The organism is Streptomyces sp. NPDC001492, from assembly GCF_053597275.1.
The window spans coordinates 1-24,631 of the sequence record NZ_JBSFHW010000015.1 but is presented as its reverse complement, the minus strand read 5'-3'; the positions used below and the strand labels follow the sequence as shown (position 1 = coordinate 24,631).

The 24,631-nt window shown below is 72.2% G+C and carries 30 protein-coding genes and 1 pseudogene; 19 read left to right on the top strand and 12 right to left on the bottom strand.

What is annotated here, in order from left to right; all coding sequences use genetic code 11:
• Positions 1-21: 21 nt before the first annotated feature.
• Positions 22-789, bottom strand: coding sequence for an NPP1 family protein (locus tag ACWC1K_RS20350; RefSeq protein WP_450833078.1), 768 nt, complete (start codon positions 787-789; stop codon positions 22-24).
• A gap of 148 nt (positions 790-937) precedes the next feature.
• Here ACWC1K_RS20350 and ACWC1K_RS20345 point away from each other — a divergent pair, with 148 nt between their 5' ends.
• The 8 genes from ACWC1K_RS20345 to ACWC1K_RS20310 all read left to right on the top strand — a co-directional run bounded on the left by ACWC1K_RS20345 (position 938) and on the right by ACWC1K_RS20310 (position 7,223).
• Positions 938-1,438 carry a winged helix-turn-helix transcriptional regulator gene (locus tag ACWC1K_RS20345; protein WP_450833077.1) on the top strand — a complete coding sequence of 167 codons (501 nt, stop codon included), beginning with the start codon at positions 938-940 and terminating at the stop codon, positions 1,436-1,438.
• Between the two features lie 381 nt (positions 1,439-1,819).
• Entirely contained in the window at positions 1,820-2,053 is a 234-nt protein-coding gene (locus ACWC1K_RS20340; protein ID WP_450833306.1) for a hypothetical protein, read from the top strand.
• A complete protein-coding gene (locus tag ACWC1K_RS20335) occupies positions 2,053-3,111 on the top strand; it encodes an LLM class flavin-dependent oxidoreductase (protein WP_450833299.1) in 1,059 nt (352 codons plus the stop codon). Before ACWC1K_RS20340 ends, ACWC1K_RS20335 begins: the two co-directional genes overlap by 1 nt.
• A gap of 92 nt (positions 3,112-3,203) precedes the next feature.
• The gene (locus ACWC1K_RS20330) at positions 3,204-3,947 is read left to right on the top strand and encodes a nuclear transport factor 2 family protein (RefSeq protein ID WP_450833075.1); all 744 of its coding nucleotides are present in this window, start codon (positions 3,204-3,206) and stop codon (positions 3,945-3,947) included.
• Positions 3,944-4,222 (top strand): YciI family protein, encoded by a 279-nt coding sequence (locus ACWC1K_RS20325; RefSeq protein WP_450833073.1) that lies wholly within the window; start codon positions 3,944-3,946, stop codon positions 4,220-4,222. Before ACWC1K_RS20330 ends, ACWC1K_RS20325 begins: the two co-directional genes overlap by 4 nt.
• A complete protein-coding gene (locus ACWC1K_RS20320; protein WP_450833071.1) occupies positions 4,219-5,475 on the top strand; it encodes an RNA polymerase sigma factor in 1,257 nt (418 codons plus the stop codon). Before ACWC1K_RS20325 ends, ACWC1K_RS20320 begins: the two co-directional genes overlap by 4 nt.
• 272 nt (positions 5,476-5,747) lie before the next feature.
• Positions 5,748-6,413, top strand: a complete 666-nt coding sequence (locus tag ACWC1K_RS20315) for a DUF402 domain-containing protein (RefSeq protein ID WP_450833069.1) — start codon at positions 5,748-5,750, stop codon at positions 6,411-6,413.
• Positions 6,414-6,617: 204 nt separating this feature from the next.
• A complete protein-coding gene (locus ACWC1K_RS20310; protein WP_450833067.1) occupies positions 6,618-7,223 on the top strand; it encodes a DUF1353 domain-containing protein in 606 nt (201 codons plus the stop codon).
• 4 nt (positions 7,224-7,227) lie between these two features.
• Here the strand turns inward: ACWC1K_RS20310 and ACWC1K_RS20305 are convergent, their stop codons facing one another.
• Positions 7,228-7,623, bottom strand: coding sequence for a nuclear transport factor 2 family protein (locus ACWC1K_RS20305; RefSeq protein ID WP_450833065.1), 396 nt, complete (start codon positions 7,621-7,623; stop codon positions 7,228-7,230).
• A gap of 96 nt (positions 7,624-7,719) precedes the next feature.
• On the opposite strand from ACWC1K_RS20305, the gene ACWC1K_RS20300 reads away from it, so the two are divergent.
• Positions 7,720-8,445: a methyltransferase domain-containing protein gene (locus ACWC1K_RS20300; protein ID WP_450833063.1), complete on the top strand. Its 726-nt coding sequence runs from the start codon at positions 7,720-7,722 to the stop codon at positions 8,443-8,445.
• A 19-nt stretch (positions 8,446-8,464) separates the two neighbouring features.
• Here ACWC1K_RS20300 and ACWC1K_RS20295 read toward each other — a convergent pair whose 3' ends face one another.
• On the bottom strand, positions 8,465-10,540 hold the full coding sequence (locus ACWC1K_RS20295; protein ID WP_450833061.1) for an ATP-binding protein: 2,076 nt from the start codon (positions 10,538-10,540) through the stop codon (positions 8,465-8,467).
• 104 nt (positions 10,541-10,644) lie between these two features.
• Between ACWC1K_RS20295 and ACWC1K_RS20290 the strand changes: the two genes are divergently transcribed.
• A complete protein-coding gene (locus ACWC1K_RS20290) occupies positions 10,645-11,547 on the top strand; it encodes an MEDS domain-containing protein (RefSeq protein WP_450833059.1) in 903 nt (300 codons plus the stop codon).
• 37 nt (positions 11,548-11,584) lie between these two features.
• Positions 11,585-11,812 (top strand): annotated as a pseudogene (locus ACWC1K_RS20285) (hypothetical protein); the annotation flags it as partial.
• Here the strand turns inward: ACWC1K_RS20285 and ACWC1K_RS20280 are convergent.
• The 4 genes from ACWC1K_RS20280 to ACWC1K_RS20265 form a co-directional block, all read right to left on the bottom strand.
• Complete coding sequence (locus ACWC1K_RS20280; protein ID WP_450833057.1) at positions 11,782-12,537, bottom strand: GntR family transcriptional regulator; 756 nt, start codon at positions 12,535-12,537, stop codon at positions 11,782-11,784. The pseudogene ACWC1K_RS20285 and the gene ACWC1K_RS20280 overlap by 31 nt on opposite strands.
• Positions 12,538-12,667: 130 nt before the next feature.
• Positions 12,668-13,834, bottom strand: coding sequence for a serine hydrolase domain-containing protein (locus tag ACWC1K_RS20275; RefSeq protein ID WP_450833055.1), 1,167 nt, complete (start codon positions 13,832-13,834; stop codon positions 12,668-12,670).
• 90 nt (positions 13,835-13,924) lie between these two features.
• The gene (locus ACWC1K_RS20270; RefSeq protein WP_450833053.1) at positions 13,925-14,329 is read right to left on the bottom strand and encodes a nuclear transport factor 2 family protein; all 405 of its coding nucleotides are present in this window, start codon (positions 14,327-14,329) and stop codon (positions 13,925-13,927) included.
• A gap of 8 nt (positions 14,330-14,337) precedes the next feature.
• Positions 14,338-15,306 carry an acetylxylan esterase gene (locus tag ACWC1K_RS20265; protein ID WP_450833051.1) on the bottom strand — a complete coding sequence of 323 codons (969 nt, stop codon included), beginning with the start codon at positions 15,304-15,306 and terminating at the stop codon, positions 14,338-14,340.
• A gap of 118 nt (positions 15,307-15,424) precedes the next feature.
• Here ACWC1K_RS20265 and ACWC1K_RS20260 point away from each other — a divergent pair, with 118 nt between their 5' ends.
• From ACWC1K_RS20260 to ACWC1K_RS20245, 4 genes are all read left to right on the top strand, one after another.
• Entirely contained in the window at positions 15,425-16,783 is a 1,359-nt protein-coding gene (locus tag ACWC1K_RS20260) for an 8-oxoguanine deaminase (RefSeq protein WP_450833049.1), read from the top strand.
• A gap of 86 nt (positions 16,784-16,869) precedes the next feature.
• Positions 16,870-17,223: a VOC family protein gene (locus tag ACWC1K_RS20255; RefSeq protein ID WP_450833047.1), complete on the top strand. Its 354-nt coding sequence runs from the start codon at positions 16,870-16,872 to the stop codon at positions 17,221-17,223.
• A 64-nt stretch (positions 17,224-17,287) separates the two neighbouring features.
• Positions 17,288-17,428 carry a hypothetical protein gene (locus ACWC1K_RS20250; protein ID WP_450833045.1) on the top strand — a complete coding sequence of 47 codons (141 nt, stop codon included), beginning with the start codon at positions 17,288-17,290 and terminating at the stop codon, positions 17,426-17,428.
• Positions 17,401-17,571 (top strand): hypothetical protein, encoded by a 171-nt coding sequence (locus tag ACWC1K_RS20245; protein ID WP_450833043.1) that lies wholly within the window; start codon positions 17,401-17,403, stop codon positions 17,569-17,571. The genes ACWC1K_RS20250 and ACWC1K_RS20245 overlap by 28 nt, the downstream gene beginning before the upstream one ends.
• Positions 17,572-17,585: 14 nt before the next feature.
• On the opposite strand, the gene ACWC1K_RS20240 is transcribed toward ACWC1K_RS20245, so the two are convergent.
• From ACWC1K_RS20240 to ACWC1K_RS20230, 3 genes are all read right to left on the bottom strand, one after another.
• The gene (locus tag ACWC1K_RS20240) at positions 17,586-18,167 is read right to left on the bottom strand and encodes a DUF3592 domain-containing protein (protein ID WP_450833041.1); all 582 of its coding nucleotides are present in this window, start codon (positions 18,165-18,167) and stop codon (positions 17,586-17,588) included.
• 154 nt (positions 18,168-18,321) lie between these two features.
• Positions 18,322-19,104: a ferredoxin reductase gene (locus ACWC1K_RS20235; RefSeq protein WP_450833039.1), complete on the bottom strand. Its 783-nt coding sequence runs from the start codon at positions 19,102-19,104 to the stop codon at positions 18,322-18,324.
• Positions 19,097-19,702 carry a sulfite oxidase-like oxidoreductase gene (locus ACWC1K_RS20230; RefSeq protein WP_450833037.1) on the bottom strand — a complete coding sequence of 202 codons (606 nt, stop codon included), beginning with the start codon at positions 19,700-19,702 and terminating at the stop codon, positions 19,097-19,099. Before ACWC1K_RS20230 ends, ACWC1K_RS20235 begins: the two co-directional genes overlap by 8 nt.
• A 215-nt stretch (positions 19,703-19,917) precedes the next feature.
• Between ACWC1K_RS20230 and ACWC1K_RS20225 the strand changes: the two genes are divergently transcribed.
• Both ACWC1K_RS20225 and ACWC1K_RS20220 read left to right on the top strand, forming a co-directional pair.
• On the top strand, positions 19,918-20,832 hold the full coding sequence (locus ACWC1K_RS20225) for an NADP-dependent oxidoreductase (protein WP_450833035.1): 915 nt from the start codon (positions 19,918-19,920) through the stop codon (positions 20,830-20,832).
• The gene (locus tag ACWC1K_RS20220; protein ID WP_450833033.1) at positions 20,829-21,539 is read left to right on the top strand and encodes a GNAT family N-acetyltransferase; all 711 of its coding nucleotides are present in this window, start codon (positions 20,829-20,831) and stop codon (positions 21,537-21,539) included. Before ACWC1K_RS20225 ends, ACWC1K_RS20220 begins: the two co-directional genes overlap by 4 nt.
• Here the strand turns inward: ACWC1K_RS20220 and ACWC1K_RS20215 are convergent.
• Positions 21,536-21,973: a MarR family winged helix-turn-helix transcriptional regulator gene (locus ACWC1K_RS20215; RefSeq protein ID WP_450833031.1), complete on the bottom strand. Its 438-nt coding sequence runs from the start codon at positions 21,971-21,973 to the stop codon at positions 21,536-21,538. The genes ACWC1K_RS20220 and ACWC1K_RS20215 overlap by 4 nt on opposite strands.
• Positions 21,974-22,077: 104 nt before the next feature.
• On the opposite strand from ACWC1K_RS20215, the gene ACWC1K_RS20210 reads away from it, so the two are divergent.
• Both ACWC1K_RS20210 and ACWC1K_RS20205 read left to right on the top strand, forming a co-directional pair.
• On the top strand, positions 22,078-23,151 hold the full coding sequence (locus tag ACWC1K_RS20210; RefSeq protein WP_450833029.1) for a hypothetical protein: 1,074 nt from the start codon (positions 22,078-22,080) through the stop codon (positions 23,149-23,151).
• Between the two features lie 176 nt (positions 23,152-23,327).
• A complete protein-coding gene (locus ACWC1K_RS20205) occupies positions 23,328-24,137 on the top strand; it encodes a putative protein N(5)-glutamine methyltransferase (RefSeq protein WP_450833027.1) in 810 nt (269 codons plus the stop codon).
• A gap of 30 nt (positions 24,138-24,167) precedes the next feature.
• Here the strand turns inward: ACWC1K_RS20205 and ACWC1K_RS20200 are convergent, their stop codons facing one another.
• On the bottom strand, positions 24,168-24,605 hold the full coding sequence (locus ACWC1K_RS20200; protein WP_450833297.1) for a hypothetical protein: 438 nt from the start codon (positions 24,603-24,605) through the stop codon (positions 24,168-24,170).
• Positions 24,606-24,631: the final 26 nt, after the last annotated feature.

The following is a 24,631-nucleotide window of genomic DNA, read 5'->3' as shown; positions in this document are numbered from 1 at the left end:
GGGCTCACGGGCCCGGTGCGGTCAGGCGTTGGGGTCGAACGGGATGCCGGCGGGCATCGAATGGGCCAGGGCGTAGGAGAAGTCACCGTCCTTGATCTTGATCGTGGCGGCTCCGAAGTCCGCGCTCAGGAGCTTGTCGCGGAAGCCGTCGGGATAGCCGTTCCAGCCGACCAGACGGGGGTAGAACCAGCCGCCGGTGGCGTTCTCCGGCGGCTCGTCGTTGGTGTTGGCGAAGCGGAAGCAGTGTGTCGACACGCCGTCCTTGTGGTAGATGATCTTCGGGTGGGTGCCGTCGAAACGCACCGACGAGCGGGCCGCCACCTGATAGCCGCTGTGCTGCGACACCGACACGTACTGGATCTCGTTGTTGCTGATCCACACGACCACATGCTCCCAGTCGTGCCGGTGCCCGATGGCCGCCGGCCCCAGGGTGGCCTGGTCCTTCTCGAAGTAGCTCGCGTACATCACGGCGCACCAGCCGTTGTTGCACTTCTCCCGCGAGTAGGTGTTGGCGTTGGCCAGCTGGGCCATGTCGTGGCAGTGGCCGTTGACGTCGCCGCCCAGCTTCAGGCCGGGGTTGATGGTGCCGTCGGCGCCGATGGCGGCGGTGGCGTAGCAGCCGTCGCCGTCGTAGTCGTAGGCCGGGGAGAAGGTCTGCTCCAGGCCGTCGGCGTTCTGCGGCAGCAGCTGCAGGACGTTCGCGTGAGCACTCGCCGGGATCGCCACGACGAGTGTCAGGGCACCGAAAGCACCGACGACGGCCTTCGTGAGGGAGGTCAACTTACCCATGGCGGCTCCTGGTTGGACGGATCGCGTAAGCCTTGCAGCTGGTCCAGACCATGACAGGATCCCGCCACGTCCGTCAATACTTAAGGAAAGAGGTGAAGTTGATGGCTGGAAAGGTGGGTCTCATGGTGAGACTGGCTATCGTGAGTCCATGAAGCGGACGTCGTTCTCGAACTGGCCGTGCTCCATCGCCAGAACCATGGACCTGGTGGGTGACGCGTGGACGCCCCTCGTGCTGCGCGAGGCCTTCTACGGGATCCACCGTTTCGACGAGTTCCAGAGGGAGCTGGGCATCGCCCGCAACACGCTGGCCGACCGGTTGCGCCTCCTCGTGGCCGAAGGTCTGCTCGACAAGCGGCCCTACCAGGACGAACCCGTGCGCCACGACTATGTGTTGACCGAAAAGGGGCGGGACTTCTTCGGCGTACTCGCCGCGCTGTCCCGGTGGGGCGACCGCTGGCTGGCGGAGGAGGTCGGCGCCCCGGTCGTCTTCCACCACGACGCATGCGGCCACGACACCGAGGCCGAGGTGGTGTGCGCCGAGTGCCGGGAGCCCCTGCGGGCCGAGGACACCTCCATGCGGATGGGCCCCGGCTATCCCGAACGGCTGCGGCAACGGCCGGACGTCCAGCGCCGTTTCGGCGTGTCCTGACGCACATCACAGGTACCGGCGGAGGACCCCCCGCCCCCCTTGACATCACAAGTCCTATAAAGCAACTCTGAAGGTCAGACCCCTTAACGGCGAGGAGGCTGACCGGTGTGAAGTGGACCGGCGCGCACTACACGGACAAACCCACCGTCGAGGTCCGGACCTGGATCGGCGCCCCGCCGGAGCGGGTGTGGGCGCTGGTCACCGACATCGCGCTGATGCCGAACCTGAGCGACGAACTCCAGTCGGTCGAATGGCTCGACGGCGCCACCGGGCCTGCGGTCGGCGCCCGGTTCCTCGGCCGCAGCAAGCACCCGGCGTTCGGAGAGTGGGCATCCCTCGTACGTCATCGAGTACGAGCCCCGGCACGTCTTCGCCTGGGCGGTGCAGGACCCTGCCGAGCCCTCCGCGGTCTGGCGCTTCCGGCTGCACGAGGGAGGCGGCGGCACCGAGCTCTCCCAGTGGATGCAGATGGGGCCTGGCCGCTCCGGTCTGTCCGTGGCGATCGACCGGATGCCGGAGAAGGAACAGAAGATCGTGTTCGTGCGCATGCGGGAGTTCGAGCACAACATGACCGTCACCCTCGGGCACATCAAGAAGCTGGCGGAGGCCCACTGATGCGCACCGCGACCACGATCGAGGCCTCCGGCGGTGCAGACTGGCCGCAGCAGGCCGACTTCGTCGTCGAGGCCGAGAAGCTCGGCCTGGACATCTGCTGGGTGGCCGAGGCATGGGGCTCCGAGGCGCCGTCCGCCCTCGGCTACTACGCGGCCCGCACCGACCGGATGCTGCTGGGATCCGGCGTCCTACAGGTCGGCACCCGCACCCCGGTCGCCGTCGCACAGATCGCGATCACCCTGTCCAACCTCTCCGGCGGGCGGTTCCTGCTGGGCCTCGGGGCATCCGGCCCGCAGGTGATGGAAGGGCTGCACGGGGTCCCCTTCGCCCGGCCGCTGTCCCGGATGCGGGAGACCGCGGAGATCGTGCGCCGGGTGCTCGACGGCGGCAAACTCTCCTACTCCGGACGGGAGTTCACCATCCCACTGCCCGGCGGCGACGCCGTCCCCATGCGCCTGTCCACACGGGCCGAACACGCCGTCCCCCTCTACCTCGCCGCCCTGTCACCGGCCATGCTGCGGCTGACCGGCGAGATCGCCGACGGCTGGCTCGGCACCAGCTTCGTGCCCGAGGGCGCTGCCGCCGCGTACTTCACGCACCTCGACGAGGGCCTGGCCCTCGGCGGCCGCAGCCGCAGCGACCTCGACGTCTGTCAGGGCGCCGAGGTCGCCTTCGCCCCCGACGAGGAGGCCCTGGGCGCGATGGTGGCGGGCCGCAAGAAGGAACTGGCCTTCAGCCTCGGCGGCATGGGCTCGGCGTCGACCAACTTCTACAACCACGCCTACAGCCGGCAGGGCTGGGCGGAGGTGGCCGCCGAGGTGCGCGAGCGGTGGCAGGCCGGCGACCGGGACGGCGCGGCCGGCCTGGTCACCGACGAGATGGTGCTCGGCACGACACTGATCGGCACCGAGTCCATGGTGCGCCGGCGACTGCGGGTGTGGCGGGACACCGGAGTGGACACCGTACGTCTCTATCCGGCCGGGCAGACCCTGGACGACCGGCTCGCCACCCTGGGCCGAGCGATCGAACTCGTGCGGGAGGTCGACGGCCCCGGCTGAACCCCTCCCAGGATGGTTCACTCGGGGTGTCGATTGCGGCGGCCCCCGTTCGTCGGTGGGGTGCAGGAAGCTCATGACGACCGGGAGGACCCATGAAGTACATGCTGCTCGTCTGCGGCGACGACACCGCCGACGCCTCGGGCATGGCGCCCGTCGAGCCCTGGGTGGAGGAGCTCGGCGACCGCAGCGTCCGGCTGCACGGCCACCGGCTGGCCCTGCCGTCGGAAGCGGTCACCGTGCGGGTGCGCGGTGGCGAGGTGCTGCGCACCGACGGCCCGTTCGCGGAGACCAAGGAGTACGTCGCCGGATTCGACGTCCTGGAGTGCGACAGCCTGGAGGAGGCCGTGGAGGCCGCCGCCAAGCACCCGGTGGCCACCATCGGGGCCCTGGAGGTACGCCCGTTCTGGCCGATGGGGGACGAGGAGGACGAGGAGACGTCGATCCGCCGGCTCGACGCCGAACTGACCGAGGCGGTCCGGGAGCGCGACGTGGAGCGGATGCTGGCCTGCTACGCGCCGGACGCCGAGATCTTCCACCTCGCCGACCGCGGCGGGCGGCAGGGCCCCGACGCCTTCCGCAAGACGGTGCAGGACGAGTTCGCCACCGTCACCGGGCCCATCACCCGCGAGGTCCTGGAACTGCGGATCCGCACGGACGAGAGCATCGCGTTCGCCCATGCCCTCGTCCGGACCCGGGCCACCCGCACGGACGGCACCCTCTTGGACGAGGTGCTGCGCGTGACCACCGGCTACCGCGACACCGGTCTGCGCTGGCTGATCACCCACGAGCACGTCTCGCCCGCCCCGGACGCAGACTCGGCGAAGGACAGGACGTGAAGTACGTGCTGTTCGTCTGCGCTCCCGCGGACGAGGAGGAGCCCGCCCCCGCACGGGTCACCGCCCGCCTGCAGCCGCCCGCCGACGCCACCACCGTGCGCGTCGCGGGTGACGAAGTCCTCCTCGGCGACGGGCCGTTCGCCCGCACCGAGGAGTACATCGCGGGCGTGGACCTCGTGGAGGCCGACGACCTCGACGAGGCCATCGCCCTCGCCGCGCGGCACTCCGACGCCCTCGGCGGCGCCACCGTCGAGGTGCGGCCGGTGCGGGAGTGAACGTGCCCGATGCCGAGGAGGCCGTCGCCGCCGCCTTCCGTGCGGAGTGGGGCCAGGTCGTCGCCACCCTGATCCGGGTGACCGGCGACTGGGACCTCGCCGAGGAGTGCGCGCAGGACGCCTTCGCCCAGGCCCTGGACCGGTGGCGGCGCGACGGAGTACCGCGCCGCCCCGGTGCCTGGCTGACCACGACGGCCCGCAACCGCGCCCTCGACGTGCTGCGCCGGGAGGCCGTGGGGGCGGCGAAACTGCGGGAGGCGGCCGTGCTGGCGCGCGACGAGGGACCGTACGACCCGGACCACGACGGCGACGACAGCGGCGTCCAGGACGACCGGCTGCGGCTGATCTTCACCTGCTGTCATCCGGCGCTGGCCATCGAGGCACGCGTCGCCCTGACCCTGCGCACCCTGGCGGGACTGACCACTCCGGAGATCGCCCGCGCCTTCCTGGTCCCCGAGGCGACCATGGCGCAGCGCCTGGTGCGCGCCAAGAAGAAGATCCGCAACGCCGGCATCCCCTACCGGGTGCCGCCCGCGCACCTCCTGCCCGAACGCACCACGGGTGTGCTCGGCGTGCTCTACCTGCTGTTCAACGAGGGGTATGCGGCCACGACCGGCGGCGACCTCGTGCGTACGGACCTGTGCGCGGAGGCGATCCGCCTCGCGCGCGTGCTGGCCCGCCTGATGCCCGACGAGCCGGAGACGCTGGGCCTCCTCGCGCTCCTGCTGCTGCACGACGCCCGCAGGCACACGCGCGTGGACGCCGCCGGCGAGCTGGTGACCCTGGAGGACCAGGACCGCAGCGCCTGGGACCGCGCCGAGATCGACGAGGGCACCACCCTGCTGGAGACGGCATTGCGCCGCGGCAGCCCCGGCCCCTACCAGATCCAGGCCGCCATCGCCGCCTGCCACACCACCGCCGCCACCGCCGAGGACACCGACTGGGCCGATATCGCAGGCCTGTACGGCGAGCTGGCCCGCTTCGTGCCCTCCGCCGTGGTCCGCCTCAACCGGGCCGTGGCCGTCGGCATGTCCGAGGGCCCCGCCGCGGGACTCGCCCTGGTCGCCGAACTGGAACACGAGGGTGACCTGTCCGGCTACCACCTGCTGCCCGCCACCCGCGCCGACCTGCTGCGCCGCAGCGGACGTACGACGGAGGCGGCCGAGGCGTACGAGCGGGCGCTGGAGCTGGTGGAGAACGACGCCGAGCGGAGGTTTCTGGAGAAGCGGCTCGCGGAGTGTCGATCCGCGTAGCGGCCGTTCGTCGGTGGGGTGAATCAACCCCACGACACGGAGGCTCCGATGACCGCTCATGCCCCCCGCCCCAGCAGGCTTCGCCGGCTCCTCGCCTCGCTACGGCGGCCGCGCCCGACCACCGGCACACCCGACGTCTGGCTGGCAGCCCTCCGGCTGGGAGGCTGACCGTGACCGCCGACCGCGGCCACGAGGCCCCGCGTGCGCTCGTGATCGCCTCGCCGCGGAACCTTGGCAGTCATGCGAGGCGTTGTGGTGTCGGGAGGTGGGCCATGGGGGCGTTCAGGCCGGGCGAGACCGCAGTCCGACGTGATGTGTTCCGCGACAAGGTGTGGAGCGCACACGCCCTGCGCGTCGTCGAGGACGGCCCCGAAGCACTCGTCCTCGCCGGACGGCCCGGAGCGGAACTCCTGGCGCCGACGACCTGGATCGAGTGGCTGCTGACGGGCGACGAGAGGGCACGGGTCCGTGCCCTGCCGAACCTGGCCGACGGGCACTGGCGGCTCGACCGCTGGTCGTGGCGGAGCACGGCCCATCTGCAGTGGGTCCCATCTCATGTCTGGTTCAGCGTGCACGCCTTCTACGACCCGTCCGACGGCCACCAACTGGCGCACTGGTACGTCAACTTCCAGCGGCCGATGCGCCGCACAGCCATCGGCTTCGACACCTTCGACCTCCTCCTGGACCTGGTGATCGCACCCGACCTGTCACAGTGGAGCTGGAAGGACGAGGACGAGTACGCCCAGGGCCGCCGCCTGGGCGTCGTGACCGAGGCCGACCACCGGGCGGTCGGGGAGGCCCGCGAGGAAGCGACGGCGATGGTCGAGGAGAGATCGGGTCCCTTCGCCGCCGCGGCGGGCTGGCGGAACTGGCGCTCCGAGCCCGACTGGCCGGCGCCCGCGCTGCCCGCCGACACACTGACCGCCGGCCTTCGCTGACTACGCGTCGAGCGCGTTCGTGCTCGCCTGCGCCCCGCCGTGCGCTGCAGCGGATACACCACCAGCGGAGCCACCTCGTCCACGGTGCCAGGCCTGGATGCCTAGCAGGGCTCCGGTCGTGTTCACCGCGAACGCCCGTGCTTGCCGCAGTGGATTTGCGGCTATATCTCCGGTGCGGGACTCGATCCGAGGAAGGCGGGCAGCATGGATCGCGCGGATCCCTTTACCGGTGATGTCGTCGTCAAAGCGACGGGGGACGGAAAGCAGTGGGTGCTCCAGCGGGAGTTCTGCTACAAGAATCCGGAGCATCTCGAACACGGCGGCACGACCGGTCCCATTCAGGTGCACGCCCTGCTCGAGACGGACTTCGCGTCAGTGCCGCGTGCCTTCGTCTGGCTGTTTCCGCGCTACGGGGTGTACACCCGCTCGGCCATCCTGCACGACTCCCTGTGCAGGCACGGGTCGGTGCAGCGGGCCGAGGCCGACAGGATCTTCCGCGTCTCGATGAGGGAACTCGACGTGGCGCTGCTCCGTCGCTGGGTGATGTGGGCCGGGGTCCGTGCGGGTGGCATGTGGGAGGTCGTGAAAGGAGGCGGAACATGGCGGGCGGTCCGCTCGCCCGCGGTCTTGAAGAGAGCCGCGGGATGGCTCCTGGTCGCCGTACCGGCTGCGGTGTTCCTGGCCGTGCCGGCCGTCGTGATCAGCGTCTGGCTCCTCCTCTTCTGGCTGATCGAGAAGGTTGTCTACTACGCGCTGAAGGCCTTCAGGAAGAAACCGAACCACCCGAAGCTGCTCTTCAAGACCGGCTGAGCCGTCAGGACCGCGCCTGCGCCTCCTTCTCGATCCGGTCGAACTGCGCGCCCATGGCCGCCGCCAGGGCCTGCGCGCCGGACAGCGGGCGCACCATGACGGTCAGTTCGTCGATCAGGCCCGCCTCGTCGACATGGATGAAGTCGCAGCCGCTCAGCTCGCGGTCGCCCACCCGTGCCGCGAACACCAGCGCGTGGTCGCGGCCGTCGGCCCCGGCGAGCTCGCGCTCGTAGCGGAAGTCCTCGAAGACCTGCGAGACCGCGCGCAGGATCGCCGCGGTGATCGCCTTGCCCGGGTAGGGCTTGAACACCACCGGGCTGGTGAAGACGACGTCCTCCGCCAGCAGTGCCTCGACGGCGTCCATGTCGCCTGCCTCGACCGCCTCGCGGAACGCACGCATCCGATCACCTCATAGTGAACTAGTTGAGTAGGTGTCGATGAGAATAATCAGCCGCAGAGGGACGTGTCCAGCGCCCGTTCCCCTAAGCTGACGCTGATGTTCAGCCCCGAGGGTCCCAGTGTGCGCGAGCTCGCCGTCCAGGCGCTCTCGTCCGTCGAGCGTGGCTACGACCTGCTCGCCCCGAAGTTCGACCACACCCCCTTCCGGACGCCCGACGCGGTGCTCGACGCCGTCGCCTCGGCGCTGGCGCGGACCGGGCCCGTCGACGCGGGGCTCGACCTGTGCTGCGGTACCGGGGCGGGAGCCGACGTGCTGGCGCGGGTGTGCCGGCGGAGCGTCACGGGGCTCGACTTCAGCGCGGGCATGCTGGCCGTGGCCCGGCGGGGCGTACGGCCGACCGGGCCGGCGGTGTCCTGGGTGCGGGGGGACGCCCGCACGCTCCCGTTCGCTCCCGGCGCCTTCGACCTCGTGGTGAGCTTCGGGGCGTTCGGGCACTTCCTGCCCCGCGAACTGCCGGGACTGTTCGCCCAGGTCCACTCCGTGCTGCGGCCCGGCGGCCGCTTCGTCTTCCCGATCCTGGCCCCGCCGAGGCCCACCTCCCCGGCGTTCTGGATGCTGCTCGGCTTCGACGCCGTCATGCGGGTGCGCAATGCCCTGTGGCGGCCGCCGTTCGTCATGTACTACCGGGCCTTCCGGCTCGGGGACGTGCGGCGGGAGCTGGAGTGGGCCGGGTTCCGCGTGGGCCTTGAGGAGCTCCCGGAGTTCGGGCGGCGCGGCGACGGCAGCCCGCGCGTGCGGATGGTCACGGCCCTGCGTTCCTGACCAGGGCGAGACGGACTCGTCACAGGCCGTTCGGGTCGGCCATGCCGCCCAGCGCCAGTGCGATCGCCGCGTCCGGCCCCAGCTCCCGCCCCTCGCGCACCGCTTCGGCGAACCGGGCGTCCCCCAGCGAGGCCCGCAGCCGGCGCTCGTACTCGCGGTGGAAGACCGTCAGGTCGGCCCTGCCGAGCTGCGGCAGGCCCGCCGCGTGCCACAGCCGCCGGCTGATGCCCAGGAGACGGGCGGCGAGTTCCTCCTCGCCCCGCGAGGCCTGCGCGACCACCAGCAGGTCGGCGACCGCCGCCGCGCCGATCCGGTCGTGCACCCGCCACTTGGCGGTCAGTGCCTCGCGCGCCGACAGCACCGCCTCGTCCGGATGGCCGAGACCGATCCCGGCGAGTGAGACGAAGAAGTCGCCCCAGGCCCGCATCCACAGCTCCCCGCGCTTGGCGCACTCGGCACGCAGCCGCTCCGCGACCGCCGCGCACCGCTCGAAGGCGGCCTGACTGGCCAGCAGATACGCCTGCACGGCCAGCGTCAGCAGCTGGAAGAACTCGGCGCCGCCGTCCCCGGCCGGCGCCCGCCGGACACTTCCGTACAGCACCGCCGACCGCGCGGACTCGCCGCGCACGGCCAGGCTGGCCCCGGTCAACGGCAGCGCGGGCACCGGCAGTCGACGCTCCTCGGCCAGCCACACATAGGCGGCGCTCACCGACTCGGCCGCCTCCAGGTCGTCCGGGACGACGGTGACCAGCCGGTGCGCCCAGACCGCCAGGGTGTGCTCCGGCCCGCCGCCCTCGGGGGTGTGGCGCAGCGCCCGCTCCAGATAGGTGCGGCCCTCCTCGGCGAACCCGCAGGCGAACCAGAAGAACCAGAGGCTGCCGGTGAGTTCGAGCGCGGTCTCGGGCTCGCGCGCGGTCAGGCACTCCTCGATCGCCAGGCGCAGATTGGCGTGTTCCGCGGTCAGCCGCTCCGCCCACATCCGCTGGCCGGGCCCGAGCCACTCCGCCTCGCCCTGGCGGGCGATCCAGCGGAAGTAGTCCCGGTGGCGGCGACGCACCGCCTCCGCCTCGCCGAGCCCGGTCAGCCACTCGGCGCCGAACGAGCGGACCGTGTCCAGCATCCGGTAGCGCACCGCCGCGCCCTCGCCGTCCCGGGTGACGATGGACTTCTCGGTGAGCGAGGCGAGCAGGGCGAGGATCTCCTCCGCGTCCAGGGGGCCGCCGTGGCACACGAATTCGGCCGCCTCCACGTCCCAGCCGCCCGCGAACACCGACAGCCGCGCCCACAGCAGCCGTTCCAGCGGCGTGCACAGCTCATGGCTCCAGCCGATCGCGGTGCGCAGCGTCTGGTGCCGGGCAAGACGGGGCCTGGCGGGCGAGACAAGCAGGTCGAAACGGGAGTCCAGGCCCTCCAGGAGCCGGTGCAGGGGGAAGCCGCGCAGCCGCACGGCGGCCAGCTCCAGCGCCAGCGGGATCCCGTCGAGACGGGCGCAGACCGCGGCCACATGCGCCCGGTTGGCATCGGTGAGCGCGAACGAGGGCACCGCGGCCGCCGCCCGGGTCGCGAACAGCGCCACCGCGTCGTCGCGTTCCCCGAGCGGCAGCGGCGGCACCGTCAGCAGATGCTCTCCGGGCACGCCCAGCGGCTGCCGGCTGGTGGCCAGAATCCGCAACTCCGGAACGCTCGCGAGCAGTTCCTGCGCGACCCGCGCGCACTCGTCCAGGACATGCTCACAGGTGTCGAGCACGAGCAGCACGGGCGCCCCCGCCAGGTGTTCGGACACCGCCTGCAGCAGGGGCCGCAGCGTCTGCTCGGACAGCCGGGTCGCCTGCGCCACCGTGTTCGTCAGCAGATCCGGGTCCCTGAGCTCCGACAGCTCCACCAGCCATGCCCCGCCCGGGAACCCGGCCTTCGCGGCGTGCGCGGCCCGCAGCGCAAGACGGGACTTGCCCACACCCCCGGGCCCTGTCAGCGTCACCAGCCGCTCGGTTCCCAACAGCCCCGATATTTCGGCGAGTTCGAGCCGACGGCCGACGAACGCGTTCGCCTCGGCGGGAAGGTTGCCGATCCTGCCGCCCTGCACAGAGGCCGCCATCGTCCCCCCTCACCCGGAACCGATGGCGGACACGATAACCCCTCACGGCAGGGCTGCTTCCGGCGTAGCGTGGAAGCGGCCCGTCCACCGAGGGAGGTACGGGGATGGCCGTCACACCCACCCTGAAAACTGTGGGGCAGATGCGCCAGGGAGACCACCTGTTCCTCGGCTACGACACGGACGAGGAACGCGAGACCGTCCTCGTCGCGTTCCTGCTGGACGGCCTGGCCAGCGGGCAGCGCGGCCTCCTGCTGCCGCCCGCCGACATCCCGGCCGGCGTCGCCCTGTCCTTCCTGGAGGCGCACGGCTGCCGGGTGGACGAGGAGCTCGCGGCCGGCCGGCTGCGCGTCGACCCGCACCTCGCGGGCCCCGAGGGACTGTGGGACCTGGACGAGGTGATCCGCCGCGAGACCCGGCGCGCCGTCGGCGACGGCTTCCTCGGCCTGCGCGTGTGCACGGAGATCCTGCGCGCCCGGGCCGGCAAGGAACTCAAGACCCTGCGCGACAGCGAACTGCTGCTCGACCCCGTCTTCTCCTCGCTGCCGGTCCTCGGCATCTGCCAGTACGACCGCCGCATCTTCGACGAGACGGAACTCGCCCCGCTCGCCGGGCTGCACCACGGCCGGGTCGGCGCCGACGACGTATGGCGCGACGACCTCCTCGCCATCACCCGCACCTTCGCACCCCCCGGCCTCTCCCTTGCCGGAGAGATCGACGACACCAACGTCACGGCCGTCGCCCGCGCCCTGCACACCGAGACGGCCCGCGCCCGGGCCCGCGCGGCGGACGGCCCCCGCATCCACCTCGACCTGCACGAACTGCGGTTCATCGACGTCGGCGCCCTGCGCCTGCTGGTGTTCACGGCGCTCGCCCTGTACGCGGCGGGCGGCACCCTCGAACTGTCCGGCGTGGCCCCGCACGTCCAGCGGGTGATGCGGGTGACCGGCTGGGACCGGGTGCCGGGCCTGCACCTCGAACCGGACAGCCAGGAGGGAGAAGGACCGTGACCGGCTTCGTCCACGGCCGCACCGCCGCCGCGCGCTCGCCGCGTACGCCCGCCGCCCGGGACTGGCCGAACAGCGGACGTACGACCTGGTGGCGGCAGTGCACGAGACCGTCGTCAACGCGGTCCGCCACGGCGGCGGACACGGCGTGATGCGGCTGTGCCGCCCCGGCTGCGCCGACGACCTCGACTCCCCGGGCTCCGTCGTACGGCTGCACTTCCGGCGCCCGGGGCGCGCTCACCCCGCGGCAGGCAGCGTGAACTCGTAGACCAGGGCGTCCGGTTGGGCGTCCACGACCAGGTCGGTGATCTCCAGCGGCCGCGCGTACTGGTCGTGCACGCGCCGTCTGACCCGCACCGAGGGCGCGTCCGCGAGCGGGGTGATGGAGTCCCGGTGGTGCAGGGTCAGGCCCGCCCTGCGCATCCAGTCGTAGGCGCGGCGCAGCTGGGCCGATGCGGCGCCGTCGGCACGGTCGCGGTAGCGGGCCAGCTCCTCGACCTCGGCGAGCGCCACCGCGGAGAACGAGGTCACCGCCGTGCGGCGGCCTCGGCCGTCGGCGCCGGCCGACTCGTAGCGGTGCACGAGTGTCTGCGAGCGCGGGGCGAGCCCCAGGGCCTCGGCGTGCTCGGGCGGGGGAGTCTCCCAGCTGACCGTGGCCCGGTCGACGGCGCACGGGTCCGCGACCCTGGCGCCGACCGGGAAGGTCAGCGAGGACGCCGTCTCCACCGGCAGGCCGGGCAGCGTGGCGTGGCTGCCCCGCCGGTCGGTGGCGACCAGACCGTCCCGGCGCAGCACCTCCAGCGCCTGCCGGACGGTCTCCCGGCTGACACCGAAGTGCCCTGCCAGCTGCCGCTCGCCCGGCAGCCGTTCACCGGGCGGGACAGTACCGTCGCGCAGCTCGCCGAGCAGCTGCCTCGCCACGCGCCAGTACAGCGGATCCCCTCGCTGGTCGCCTTCGGTGGGGGGAGGGTCGTGCGGGGTGGTGCGGGCCATGCCGCGCCTCCTGTTGGTGACGGTACGTAGCCGTGCGGGCTCATTGCGCCACCAGATCTAGCATTGGTCTAAACCACCAGGGAAGACCGGCCCGGTGGTTCGGCCGAAACCGGCCCGCGCCGAGCGCCGCTCACAACGCCCGGTACACGGCCTCGATCAGGGCCGTCTTCCGCGGGTCGTCCGCGATATGAGGCCCCATCCGGTTCATCACATACCCCACCGACACCCCCGCATCCGGGTCCGCGAGCCCACAGGAACCACCGAAGCCGTCATGTCCGAAAGCCCGCGGGTTCGGGCCGTACGAGCCGTGCGCGCCGCTCAGCCACAGACCAAGTCCGATCTCCGTCTCGTGCCCCAGCCCGGCACCGAGCACCAGGTCCAGGCAGCTGCCCTGACCCTCGCGCGCGCGTTCGACGGCCTCGGGGGACAGGATGCGATGGCCGTCGTACGAGCCCCGGCCCGCGAAGATCCCGTACAGGGCGGCGACCGCCCGCGCCGTGCCGTGACCGTTCGCGGCCGGGATCTCTGCGGCCCGCCACTCGGGAGTGTTGGCCTCGCCCGCGCCCACCAGCGGATTGGCCAGCGCGGCGAGCGCCTCCGGACCCAACTGGCTGAAGATCGCCGCCTGCTCACTGCTGGACGCGGCGGGCGGATGCACCAGCTCGGCCGCCCGCCCGGCCTCCTTCTCCGGCAGCCCGACGGTGAAGTCGATCCCCAGCGGCCCGGTCACCTCCCGCTCCAGAAACGCCCCCGGCAGCAGCCCCGAGACCCGCCGCACGACCTCACCGACGAGGAAGCCGTAGGTGAACGCGTGATACCCGGACCGCGTCCCCGGCTCCCACCAGGGCTCCGTCGCAGCCAGCCGCCGCGTGGTCAACTCCCAGTCGTAGAGCTGCTCCAGCGAGTGCGGTTCGCGCAGCCCGGACAGTCCCGCCCGGTGCGACAGCAGATGCCGTACGAGGACCTTGTCCTTGCCGGCCGCGGCGAACTCGGGCCAGTACGCGGCCACCGGCGCATCGAAGTCCAGCAGTCCCCGGTCGGCCAGGATGTGCGCGCACAGCGCGGTCGGACCCTTGGTCGTCGACCACACATTGACCAGCGTGTCGCGCTCCCAGGGCCGGGTGCGCGCCGCATCGGCCCAGCCGCCCCACAGATCCACGACGGTCCTGCCGCCGACGGTGACGGCGACCGCGGCACCGAGCTCCGCCCGCTCCCGGAAGTTCTCCTCCAGCGCCGTCCGCACCGCCGTGAACCGCTCGTCGCAGTAACCGTGCACCTCGGGCTCGTGTTCCGCCATGGGGCCCTCCGTCGTCCCGCCGGGAAACCGGGCCGCGACGCTGCGGTCCGGGCAACCTGAACGTACCGACTGGTCGGACTGGAGGGAAGGTCAGAGGAGGAACAGCTTCCCGGCGGGCTCCTGGTGACCGTCGGCCGTATGCCAGTAGTCCCGCGTCTCGACGGCCAGGCCCGCCCCGTCGAACCGCACGAACACACAGCCTGCCAGGGCCGAGGGGACGCCGCCCTCCTCGGCCAGGACACGGAACTCGGCCACCGCCACCCCGTCCTGGCCGACGACCGGCGGCGAGAACCGCACGTCCGTCACCCGCTCCTGGGCGAACGACCAGCGCAGATAGCCGGCCAGCTCGCCCCGCCCCCGGTGCGGCTCGCGGAACGGCATCGAGCGGTGGACGCAGTCCTCGGCATACAGCTCAAGGATCGCGTCCACGTCGTGCGCGGCCCACGCCCGCTCCCAGACCCGCACGAAGTGTTCGGCGGCCTCACGCGTGTCCATGCCGCTCCTCACACGTACGACCGCAGCCACTTCAGCTTGGCCGCCTCCTGGAAAGGACCGCCGCCCTCGTGGTCGTTGAAGTCGTACACCTCGATCGCCTTGTCGTCGTGCGCCCACGCGTTGAACGCGGCGAAGACGGTGGAGGGCGGGCAGGTCTGGTCCTCCAGCGCCGCCGAGAACAGGGCGGCGGCCCGGCCGCGGGAGGCGAAGTGCACGCCGTCGAAGTAGGACAGGGTGCGCAGGACGTCCGCGGTGCGGCCGCGGTGGGTCTTGAGGAACAGGCCGATCTCACGGTACGGGTGCCGGTCCGTCACCGTCGCCGCGCGCGGGAAGTCGCACAGGAACGGCACGTCCGGGGCGATCGCGGTCAGGTCCGGGACCAGACCGCCCACCGCGAGGGTGATGCCGCCGCCCTGACTGCCCCCGAGGGCGGCCGTGCGGGTCGCATCCGTCAGGGGGTGCGAACGGGCCGCCTCGACGGCACGCACCGCGTCCGTGAACACCCGCCGGTAGTAGTAGTTCTCGGGCGCGTCGATGCCCCGGGTCATGAAGCCGGGGTAGGCGGGCGCGCCGCCCACCGGGTCCGCGGTGCCGCCGCCCCCGCCCCAGCCGCTGCCCTGCCCGCGCGTGTCCATCACGAAGTGCGCCCGGCCCGTGGACGCCCACAGCAGGTGCTCGTGCGGCAGGCCGCGCCCGCCGCCGTATCCGAGGAACTCCACCACCAGCGGTATCGGCTCCTCGGTCGCGGCGGGCAGCGTCAGCCAGCCCTTCACCGGATGCCCGCCGAACCCCGCGAACGTCACGTCGTACACGTCGACGGTCGTCAGACCCGTGTCGACCGGTTCGAAACGGGCCGCCAGATCGTGCTCGCGGGCCTCCTGCAGCGTCTTGGACCAGAACGCGTCGAAGTCCTCGGGCTCGACGGACTCGCTGCGGTAGTCGCGGAGCTCGCCGAGGGGGAGGTCGAACAGAGCCATGTAGGACCGCCTTTGCGAAGGGGCAGTTACCGGAGGACACTGCGGATGATCACACGGTACGTGGGTGGTCGGACGACTCGCCAGGTCTGTGCGGCGGTACCTGGCTACGATGGGCGCCATGACGTCAGCCGTGGATCTGCTGGTCAAGGACGCTGGTCTGGTGGTCGTCGACGGGGAGAGCGAGATCCCCGGCGGCTGGGTGGCCGTCAGCAATGGTCGGGTCACCGCCGTGGGCACGGCCGGGACCGAGCCGGAGGCCCGTACGACCGTCTCCGCGGCCGGACGGCTGGTCACCCCCGGCCTGGTCAACACGCACCATCACATCTACCAGAACCTCACCCGCTCCTACGCCCCCGCCGTGGGCGGCACCCTCTTCGACTGGCTGACCACCCTCTACCCGCTGTGGTCCGCCCTGGACGAAGAGGCCGCCTACGTGTCGGCGTACGTCGGCATGGCCGAACTGCTGATGGGCGGCTGCACCACCTCCTCCGACCACCTGTACGTCCACCCCCGCCCGCGCCTGGTGGACGCCGAGATCCGGGCCGCCCGCGACATCGGCTTCCGCTTCCACGCGACCCGCGGCTCCATGACCCGCTCCGTCCAGGACGGAGGACTGCCGCCCAGGAGCGTCACCCAGACCGTCGACGAGGTGCTCGCCGACAGCGAGCGGCTGATCAAGGCCCATCACGACCCGGCGCCGGGCGCGCTGATCCGGGTCGCGCTCGCGCCCTGCTCGCCGTTCTCGGTGACCAAGGAGGTCATGACGGCGACCGCCGAACTCGCCGAACGCCACGACGTACGCCTGCACACCCACCTCGCCGAGGACCACGACGAGGACACCTACTGCCTCGAGACCTACGGCTGCCGGCCCGTGGAGTACTTCGAGGACTGCGGCTGGATGAGCGACCGCACCTGGGTCGCCCACTGCATCTACCCCAACGACGACGAGCTCGGCCGGCTCGCGGCAGCGGGCGTGGGTGTCGCGCACTGCCCCAGCTCCAACATGCTCATCGGCGGCGGCACCGCGCGCGTCAAGGAGATGCGCGAACTCGGCCTGCCCGTCGGCATCGGCTGTGACGGCTCCGCCTCCACCGACCACGCCTCCCTCTGGATGGAGACGCGTGGCGCCCTGCTGCTGGGCCGCTACCGCGGCGGACCCGGTGCGATGACCGCCCGCGACGCCCTCGACATCGCCACCCGCGGCTCCGCCCGATGCCTCGGCCGCGCCGACGAGTTGGGGCATCTGCGCCCGGGCGCCTGCGCCGACCTGGTCGTCTGGGATCTCCACGAGGTGGCCCTCGCAGGCGCGTTGAGCGACCCCGTCGAGGCGTGGCTGCGCTGCGGTCCGGCCCGTGCCTGGACGACGGTGGTCGGCGGCCGGGTCCTCGTCGACCGGGGCGAGCCGGTGCTGCCGGGCCTGGCGGAGGCGCTGCGGGACCACGGGCGGATCGCGCGGAGGATGCAGCAGGGGGCGTGACCGGGGCATGGGCAGTTCGCCTGCCCCGGGGGGCGAAGCAGGCGTGGTGCCGGTTCGGCCGATCGCTGTCCTGGCAGGATGGCGGCATGGAACGTGTGCTTGGAATCGGTGGTTACTTCCTGCGCGCCGCCGATCCGGCGGCCCTGAGCGCCTGGTACCGCGACTGCCTGGGCCTGGACGCCGACGAGAACGGTCTGTGGCGTCCGGAAGCCGGGCCGACGGTGTTCGCGGCGTTCGAGTCCGAGAGCGACTACTTCGGGTCCCCCTCCCAGCAGACCATGCTCAACTTCCGGGTCCGCGACCTGGATGCGATGCTCGCGCAACTGCGCGCCGCGGGAGCGGACGTGGCCGAAGAGACACAGGACATGGAAGGTGTCGGCCGTTTCGGCTGGGTCACCGATCCCGAGGGCAACCGGATCGAGCTGTGGCAGCCCGCCTGAGCGCGATATTTCCGGTGAAATGGTCGCGGCGGCACGGGAGTTGGAAGAGCGCGATCCACTGGGTGTGCGTGACGAGGTGGGTGAGGTGGCCGAACTGCGGGCTCTTGAGCGCCAGTTCGACATCGCCATAGGCGTCCAGATGCTCCACTACGCCGGGGCATCGCCGCCATGGAGCGGATGTGCCGTCACGTACACCGGAGCCTGAAGCCCGGCGGTGAGGAGGCCCAGACCGGACCGCGCTTCCGGGTCACCGCGCTGCTCGACTCGCCCGTCGAGATCACCTCCACCGCCCCGCGCCGCGAAGTCTACGAACACTGTCTGCGGGCGGCCGGGTTCTGCCGCGCCTGACCAACGACCGGAGGTCACGCCCGGCGCCGCGTCCACTCGGGCTCCGTCCGTGCCCACTCCCGCTCCCATTCGTCCAGCCGGTGCCCGGTGGACACCCGGCGTACGACCGTGTGTGCCAGCAGGACCGCGGCGACCGCGCCGCCCGCGGCGCAGATGCCGATGGTCACGGTGTGCTGCCAGACCTGGATCTCGCCCGGCGGCGGGGGAGCGGCCCTGCCTGCGGCGTCGAACCAGACGTCGACCGTGTCGCCGTGTTTGGTGCCCGCCGGGACGCGTGCGTTCGCGGTGTGCGTGCCGGTCGCGTCCGTCCAGCGCACATCCACGCGGTACGAGGTGTCCCGGCTGCCCTGTACCGACAACTGCCTCTCGGGCGTCCTGCCGATGACCTCGGCCCGTACCCGGTGGCGTTCTGCGCGCTGTGCCGACGCCACCGCCCGGGCCTCGTCATGGGCCCACCGGCCCGCGAGCGCTCCCGCCAGTGGCGCGCCCACGAACAACAGGACGGCGACGACCAGCGCCGTCCACGCCTCGACCACGTCCGACCGGCGCCGCAGCGGATTGCGCCGCCAGCGCCAGCCGTGCACCCGGGTTCGCATGTCGACCTCCTCGCCGTCGCCGGAGCCGGAGGGGCCGTATGGTCTTTGGTCCGTATTGTCCCTCCCCACCGCGTATGCGCGCGAGTGCCCAGGAGAATCAGGTACCCAGCACAGGGGAGATCGCTCAATCTGCCGGGGCGCGCCCGCGGGAGCGTCAGCCGAACCGCTCGATCCGGATCCGGTCCACGGGCTGGCCCGCCTCGACCAGTAGCCGCGAGGCGTGCTCGGCGAAGGCGTTCGAGCCGCACACATAGGCCTCCCACCCACCAGGTGGCTGCTCGGCCAGGAGCGGTGCCACATGTGCGGCGGCCAGACGGCCGACGGGCGTACCCGCCGGTGCGCGGCGCGTGAACACGGGTGTCGTCTCGGCGCCGAACTCCCGCGCGTAGATGAGCTCCTCGGGACTGCGCGCGGACACCAGCAGCCGCAGCGGCACTTCCAGCCCGCGCGCCCGGTGGTGCCGCACCATCGACATCAGGGGTACGACCCCGGAGCCGGCCCCGAGCAGCAGTGCGGGCCGGTCGCCCGGCCAGGCGAAGAAGCCGCTCAGCGGGCCGCGGACCTCGACCTGGTCGCCGGGCTCGGCCACGGTGTGGAACCAGCCCGAGACCTCGCCGCCCTCCACATGGTCCAGGGTCAGTTCGATGTGCCCCGGGTCGTCGGGCGCGGACGCGAGCGAATAGTGGCGCTGGGCCACATAGCCGTCCGGTGCGGTCAGCCGCAGCATCAGGTGCTGGCCGGGCAGATGCCCCTCCCAGTCGGGCACCGCGAACCGGAAGGTGGCCGCGTGCGGGGTCTCGCGGCGGATCTCGGTGAGCGTGGCGGTCTGCCAGACCGAGGCCGCCCGGTTGCTCACGGCGATCCGGCCGGGCACGGCGAAGCGGGTCGGGGGAGTGAACCCGGCGGAAGGGGACGGTTGCGTCAGTTGCTCAGTCACCGGAGTACCGCTGCTCCTGCCAGGGGTTGCCGCGCGCATGGTAGCCGTTCTGCTCCCAGAACCCCGGCTCGTCGTGGTCGAGGAGTGTCAGGCCCGCGATCCACTTGGCGCTCTTCCAGAAGTACAGGTGCGGCACCAGCAGCCGGGCGGGCCCGCCGTGCTCGGGGGCAAGGGGCCGCCCGTCGTACTCCCAGGCGATCCAGGCCCGCCCGCCGGTCAGGTCCGCGAGGGGGAGGTTGGTGGTGTAGCCGGTGTGCGAGTAGGCGACGGCGTGGGTGGCCGACGTATGCGGGCGCACCTCGTCGAGGAAGGCGTCCAGGGACACGCCCGCGAACCGCACCCCGAACTTCGACCAGCTCGTCACGCAGTGGATGTCGCCCTCGTACGCCGACGCCGGCAGCGCGTGCGCCTGCTCCCAGTCCCAGGTGTGCGGCCGTTCCACCAGGCCGTCGACGCGGAAGGTCCAGTCGGCGGGCGCCAGTTCGGGGGTGACCTCGGCGGACAGGACGGGCCAGTCGTCGCCAGCGTCGTACTGGCCGGGCGGCAGGCCCGGATTGTCGACGCGGGCGCGCCCGGTGAAGCCTCGGGTGACGTTCATACGGATCCAGCGGGACGGAAGTGATTGCTGACGCATCCAACCGTACGGGTTCCTGAGGGGTGCTCCGGCCCCGGGCCGGGCCTCGATCATTAAGGCCGTATGAAGACTACGGCGGCCCGGGAATAGCCGGCTCCTGGTCGTCCTTGCGGACTGGTGCCGGAACCGGTGCCCCCTACAACCGGTGACCAGGCGGCAGCGAAGGAGAGTGGGAGCAGATGCCCAAGGCGTACGTCTTCACGCGCTACGGCGGACCGGAGGCCGAGGCCCTCGTCGACGTGGACCGGCCGAGCCCCGGCCCCGGTCAGGTGCTGGTCGCGGTGCGCGCCGCGGGGGTGAACCCCGTCGACTGGAAGCAGCGCAGCGGCTACCGCCGCCCCGGCGAGAGCGGCGAGCGCGACTTCCCCGCCTCCTTCGGCAACGAGGTCTCCGGCGTCGTGGAGGAGGCCGGCGAGGGAGTCGAGGGGTTCGCCGTCGGGGACGCGGTCTTCGGCCGGCCCGTCGTCGGCGGATACTCCGAGTACGCGCTGCTCTCGGTCGACCTGATCGCCCACAAGCCCGACGCGCTGTCCTTCGCCGACGCCGCCACCCTGCCCGTCGCGGCCGTGACGGCGTACGACGGAATCCGCCAGCTCGACCTGCCGGCCGGCGCGACCCTCCTGGTGACCGGCGCGGGCGGCGGGGTCGGTGTCGCGGCGGTGCAGATCGCCCGCGCGCTCGGCCTGCGGGTCGTGGGGCTCGCGAGCGAGGCCAAGAAGGAGTTCGTCGCATCGCTCGGGGCCGAGCACGTGGCCTCCGGCCCGGGCTGGACCGGGCGCGTTCCGGGCGGTGTCGACGGCGTGTACGACCTGGTGGGCGGCGACGTCCTCGAGGAGGCGGCGACACTGCTCACCGACCGGACCAGGCTCATCACGGCCGGGGCCCCGCCCGAGGTCGTGGAGAAGCTGGGCGGCGCCCGCGTCGCCCGGGTGCGCACCTCGCAGCGGCTCGCGGCGGCGGCCGACCTCGTGGTGCGCGGCGACCTGGACCCCCAGGTGACGCAGACCTTCCCGCTGGAGCGGGCCGGCGAGGCGCTGCGCGCCGTGGAAGAGGGCCACGCCCGTGGCAAGATCGTGATCGAGGTGGCCAAGTGAGCCACGTCCTGGACAACCCCGCCCTCGCCTCGCTGACCGGTCCGCACGCGCACTTCGCCGAGCGGCGCGGCCGGGTGCTGCGCTACCCGGCCGACGTGTCGCCGTGGCTTGCGCTGCCCGACGATCCCGGCCCCGACGACTGGGCCGACCTCGCGGCGCTCGCGGGCCCCGGGGCGGAGGTGCCGCTCGCCGGCTACTGCGGCGAGCTCCCCGCGGGCTGGGACGTCACCTTCCATGTGGACGGCGTGCAGCTCGTCGACGACGGTATCGCCGCCGCACCGGACGCCGAGGCCGTCCGTCTCGGCGCCGCCGACGTGCCCGAGATGCTCGACCTGGTCGAGCGCACCAGGCCGGGCCCCTTCCTGCCCCGCACCGTCGAGCTCGGCACCTACCTCGGTATCCGCCGGGACGGCGCCCTGATAGCGATGGCGGGGGAGCGGCTGCACCCGCCGGGCTGGACCGAGATCAGCGCCGTCTGTACCGACCCCGCCTTCCGCGGCGAGGGCCTCGCGACCCGGCTGATCCTCGCGGTGGCCCACGGCATCCGCGAGCGCGGCGAGACCCCGTTCCTGCACACCGGCGCGGGCAACACCAACGCCATCCGCCTCTACGAGTCCCTCGGCTTCCGGCTGCGCCGCACCACCGCGTTCCTGGCGGCCCGCGCCCCCGAACCCCTCACGGACGGACGGGAGTTGGCGGCCTCCTAGCCCTCGCCGCCGGGTGGCGTCCACGCGTTGTAGCGCACGAGGTAGTCCGCGAACCGCCGTAGATCCTCCTCCGGCCAGTCCGCAAGCCGCTCCCGGAAGGCCGCCCGGCGGCTGTCGGTGACCTGGGCGAGGATCTGGCGCCCGGCCTCGGTCAGGTGCAGGACCTGGACGCGGTGGTCGTCCGGGTCCAGGCGCCGCTCGATGAGCCGGGCCTGTTCCAGGGCGGCGACCTGGCGGCTGACCGTGGACTTGTCCAGCGCGTAGTGTGCCGCCAGGTCGGTGGCCCGGCAGCCGCCGCTCTCCTCCAGATGTCCGAGCAGCGTGTACGAGACCAGTGACAGCTCGGGGTGCATACGGCCCGCCGAGGCGCGGGCGCGGCGGGCGAAGGCCGTCATCTCGCGCTGGATCGTCTCCACGGCTTCGTCTGCTTCCACCGGACCTCCCTCGTTGACCACGGCATACCACCCCATCCCACTTGGTTGTATAGTACAACTTGAAGCGAGAGTTGTATAAGCCAACCATCTGGAGGTTGTGAGCGATGAGGTCGCCGGCCCTGCGCCATGTGATCACCCACCTGATCACCCCGCTGCTGATGTGCATCGGCATGGGACTCGCGTACATGGGGGCGTTCGTCACCCCGGAGCCCCATCACCTGCCCGTCGCCGTCGTCGGCTCCGGCCCGCAGGCGAAGGTGTTCGCGCAGACCGTCAAGGACAAGGCGGGGGAAAGGCTCGACGTCCGTACGGTCGCCACCCGCTCCGAGGCCGTCGACCTGCTCGACTCTCGTGACATCACGGGCGCTTACGTGCCCGGCGCGAAGTCGCCGGAACTGGTGGTCGCCAGCGCCGCCTCCGACATGGACGCCACGGCCGTCGAGAAGGTCTTCACGCCCATCGCCGCCGGGCAGGGCGCCCCGCTCGAGGTCACAGACGTGGCCGCGCCGGTCGACGACGACCCCACCGGGCAGGGCCTGTTCTTCCTGTTGATCGCGCTGAGCATCGGCTCCTACGCGTCTGTCGCCGCGCTCGGCGCCGCCGGTGCCGGTCTGCCCATGCGGCTGCGTGCCCTGCTGGCACTGGGCGTCTCCGCCGTCGTCAGCGCTATCGGCGCACTGCTCGCCGGGCCCGTCTTCCATCTCGCCCACCACGACCTCGCGAGCCTGTGGGGGATGGCCTGGCTCTACTCCGCGGGCATCCTCTTCGTCGGCGTCGGCCTGCACACCTTCCTCAGGCGCTGGACCACCCTCGCCATGATGGTGCTGTTCGTGATGCTCAACTTCACCAGCTCCGGCGGTCTGTTCCGGCCCGACCTGCAGAACGGCTTCTTCGGCACCCTGCACGCCTTCTGGAACGGCGCCGGATTCGTCGAGGGCGCCCGCAGCCTCCTGTACTTCCACAGCGACGGCCTGTCCCGCAACGTGGGGACGCTCATCGCGTGGCTGCTGCTGGGCCTCGCCGTCACGGCGATCGCCGCCGCCCACGAGCGGGCGCGGGGCCGGGCCGAGACGCCCGCGACCGCCGCCGCGCCGGTGCGCGGGGCCGTGGAACACAGGGCCGTGGAGACGGCCGAGGAGGAAGCGGAGGAGGAGGTCGAGGAGACGGTCGGCGTCTGACGCGTTGCGGTAGTGTGGGCGCCCGGCCGTGGAAGCTCCCGGCCACCGAAGACCGAGGAGGTGGGACCCATTACCGCAGTGTCAGATGGGGTGCTCACGCCTCGAGTCGCCGCGGGCCGCCGGCAGTAGGCGACCGCGAGAGCGCCCTTCGACTCACCGAAAGGCTCTCGGCTTTCATGCCTCCCTTGTCTCCTTCACCTTCCTCTCCGCTGTCCTCCTCCGCCCGTGAATCGGCCGTCGCCGCGCTGCGCGCCGCGGGCTGCGTTTTCGCCGAGGACGAGGCGGAGTTGATCCTGGCCGCCGCACGCACGCCGGAGGAGCTGGCCGCCCTGGTCGACCGCCGGGTGTCCGGACTGCCTCTCGAACTCGTCCTCGGCTGGGCCGGGTTCCGGGGGCTGCGCATCGCCGTGGAACCCGGTGTGTTCGTGCCCCGCCGCCGTACCGAGTTCCTCGTCGAACAGGCCCTCGCCCAGGCGCCCGACGCCTCCGTCGTCGTGGACCTGTGCTGCGGCTCGGGCGCCGTCGGCGCGGCGCTGGCCACCGCGCTCGGCCAGGTGGAACTGCACGCCGCGGACATCGACCCGGCCGCGGTGCGTTGCGCCCGCCGCAATGTCGGCGCCGCCGGCGGCCGGGTCCACGAGGGCGACCTGTTCGCGGCGCTGCCGGAGGAACTGTGCGGCCGTATCGACATCCTCGCGGCCAACGTGCCCTACGTGCCCACCGGCGAGGTGGGTCTGTTGCCCGCGGAGGCCCGTGACCACGAACCGCTGGTCGCGCTCGACGGCGGCGCGGACGGACTCGACGTCCTGCGCCGGGTCGCCACCGACGCACCCCGCTGGCTCGCCCCCGGCGGCTGCCTCCTGGTCGAGACGAGCGAACGGCAGGCCGCGGCCGCCGTCGACGCCTTCAGCACCGCCGGGTTGCAGGTGCGCGTGGCGGCGTCCGAGGAGCTGTACGCCCATGTCGTGATCGGCGTCCGCCCCTGAGCTGCTTGGCGGATGGGGCCACTGCCCCGGTCAGGCGGAAGGGGAGAGCTGTTCGCGCACCCAGTCCGGATCGGGGTTGACGTGCGGACGACCCGCCACGACGACAGTCGGCACCGTCTCGTTGCCGTCGTTGGCCGCCCTCACCGCCGCCGCGCCGGCCGGGTCACGCCAGATGTCCACCCAGTGCAACTGACGGGCGCTCAGGCCCAGTCGGAGGCGCAGTCGCAGACAGTACGTGCAGCCGGAGCGCCACAAGACGACCGGTCGGCCGTCGACCGCGCTGCGGCGATGTGCCTCCGGCCAATCGATCGACCGCGGGAAAACCAAAGGCGAGTTCACCCCCGCGAACGCCACGAACAGCAACAGGAAGGCCACGGCGGCGGCCGGGCTGCCTCTGAAGGCCGCCACCCACGACCGGTGGTACTCACGCCACGACGAGGGCGTGCCCCGCTCGGGCCATGCGGCCATCTCCGCGCGGTACAGCGCGAGATCCT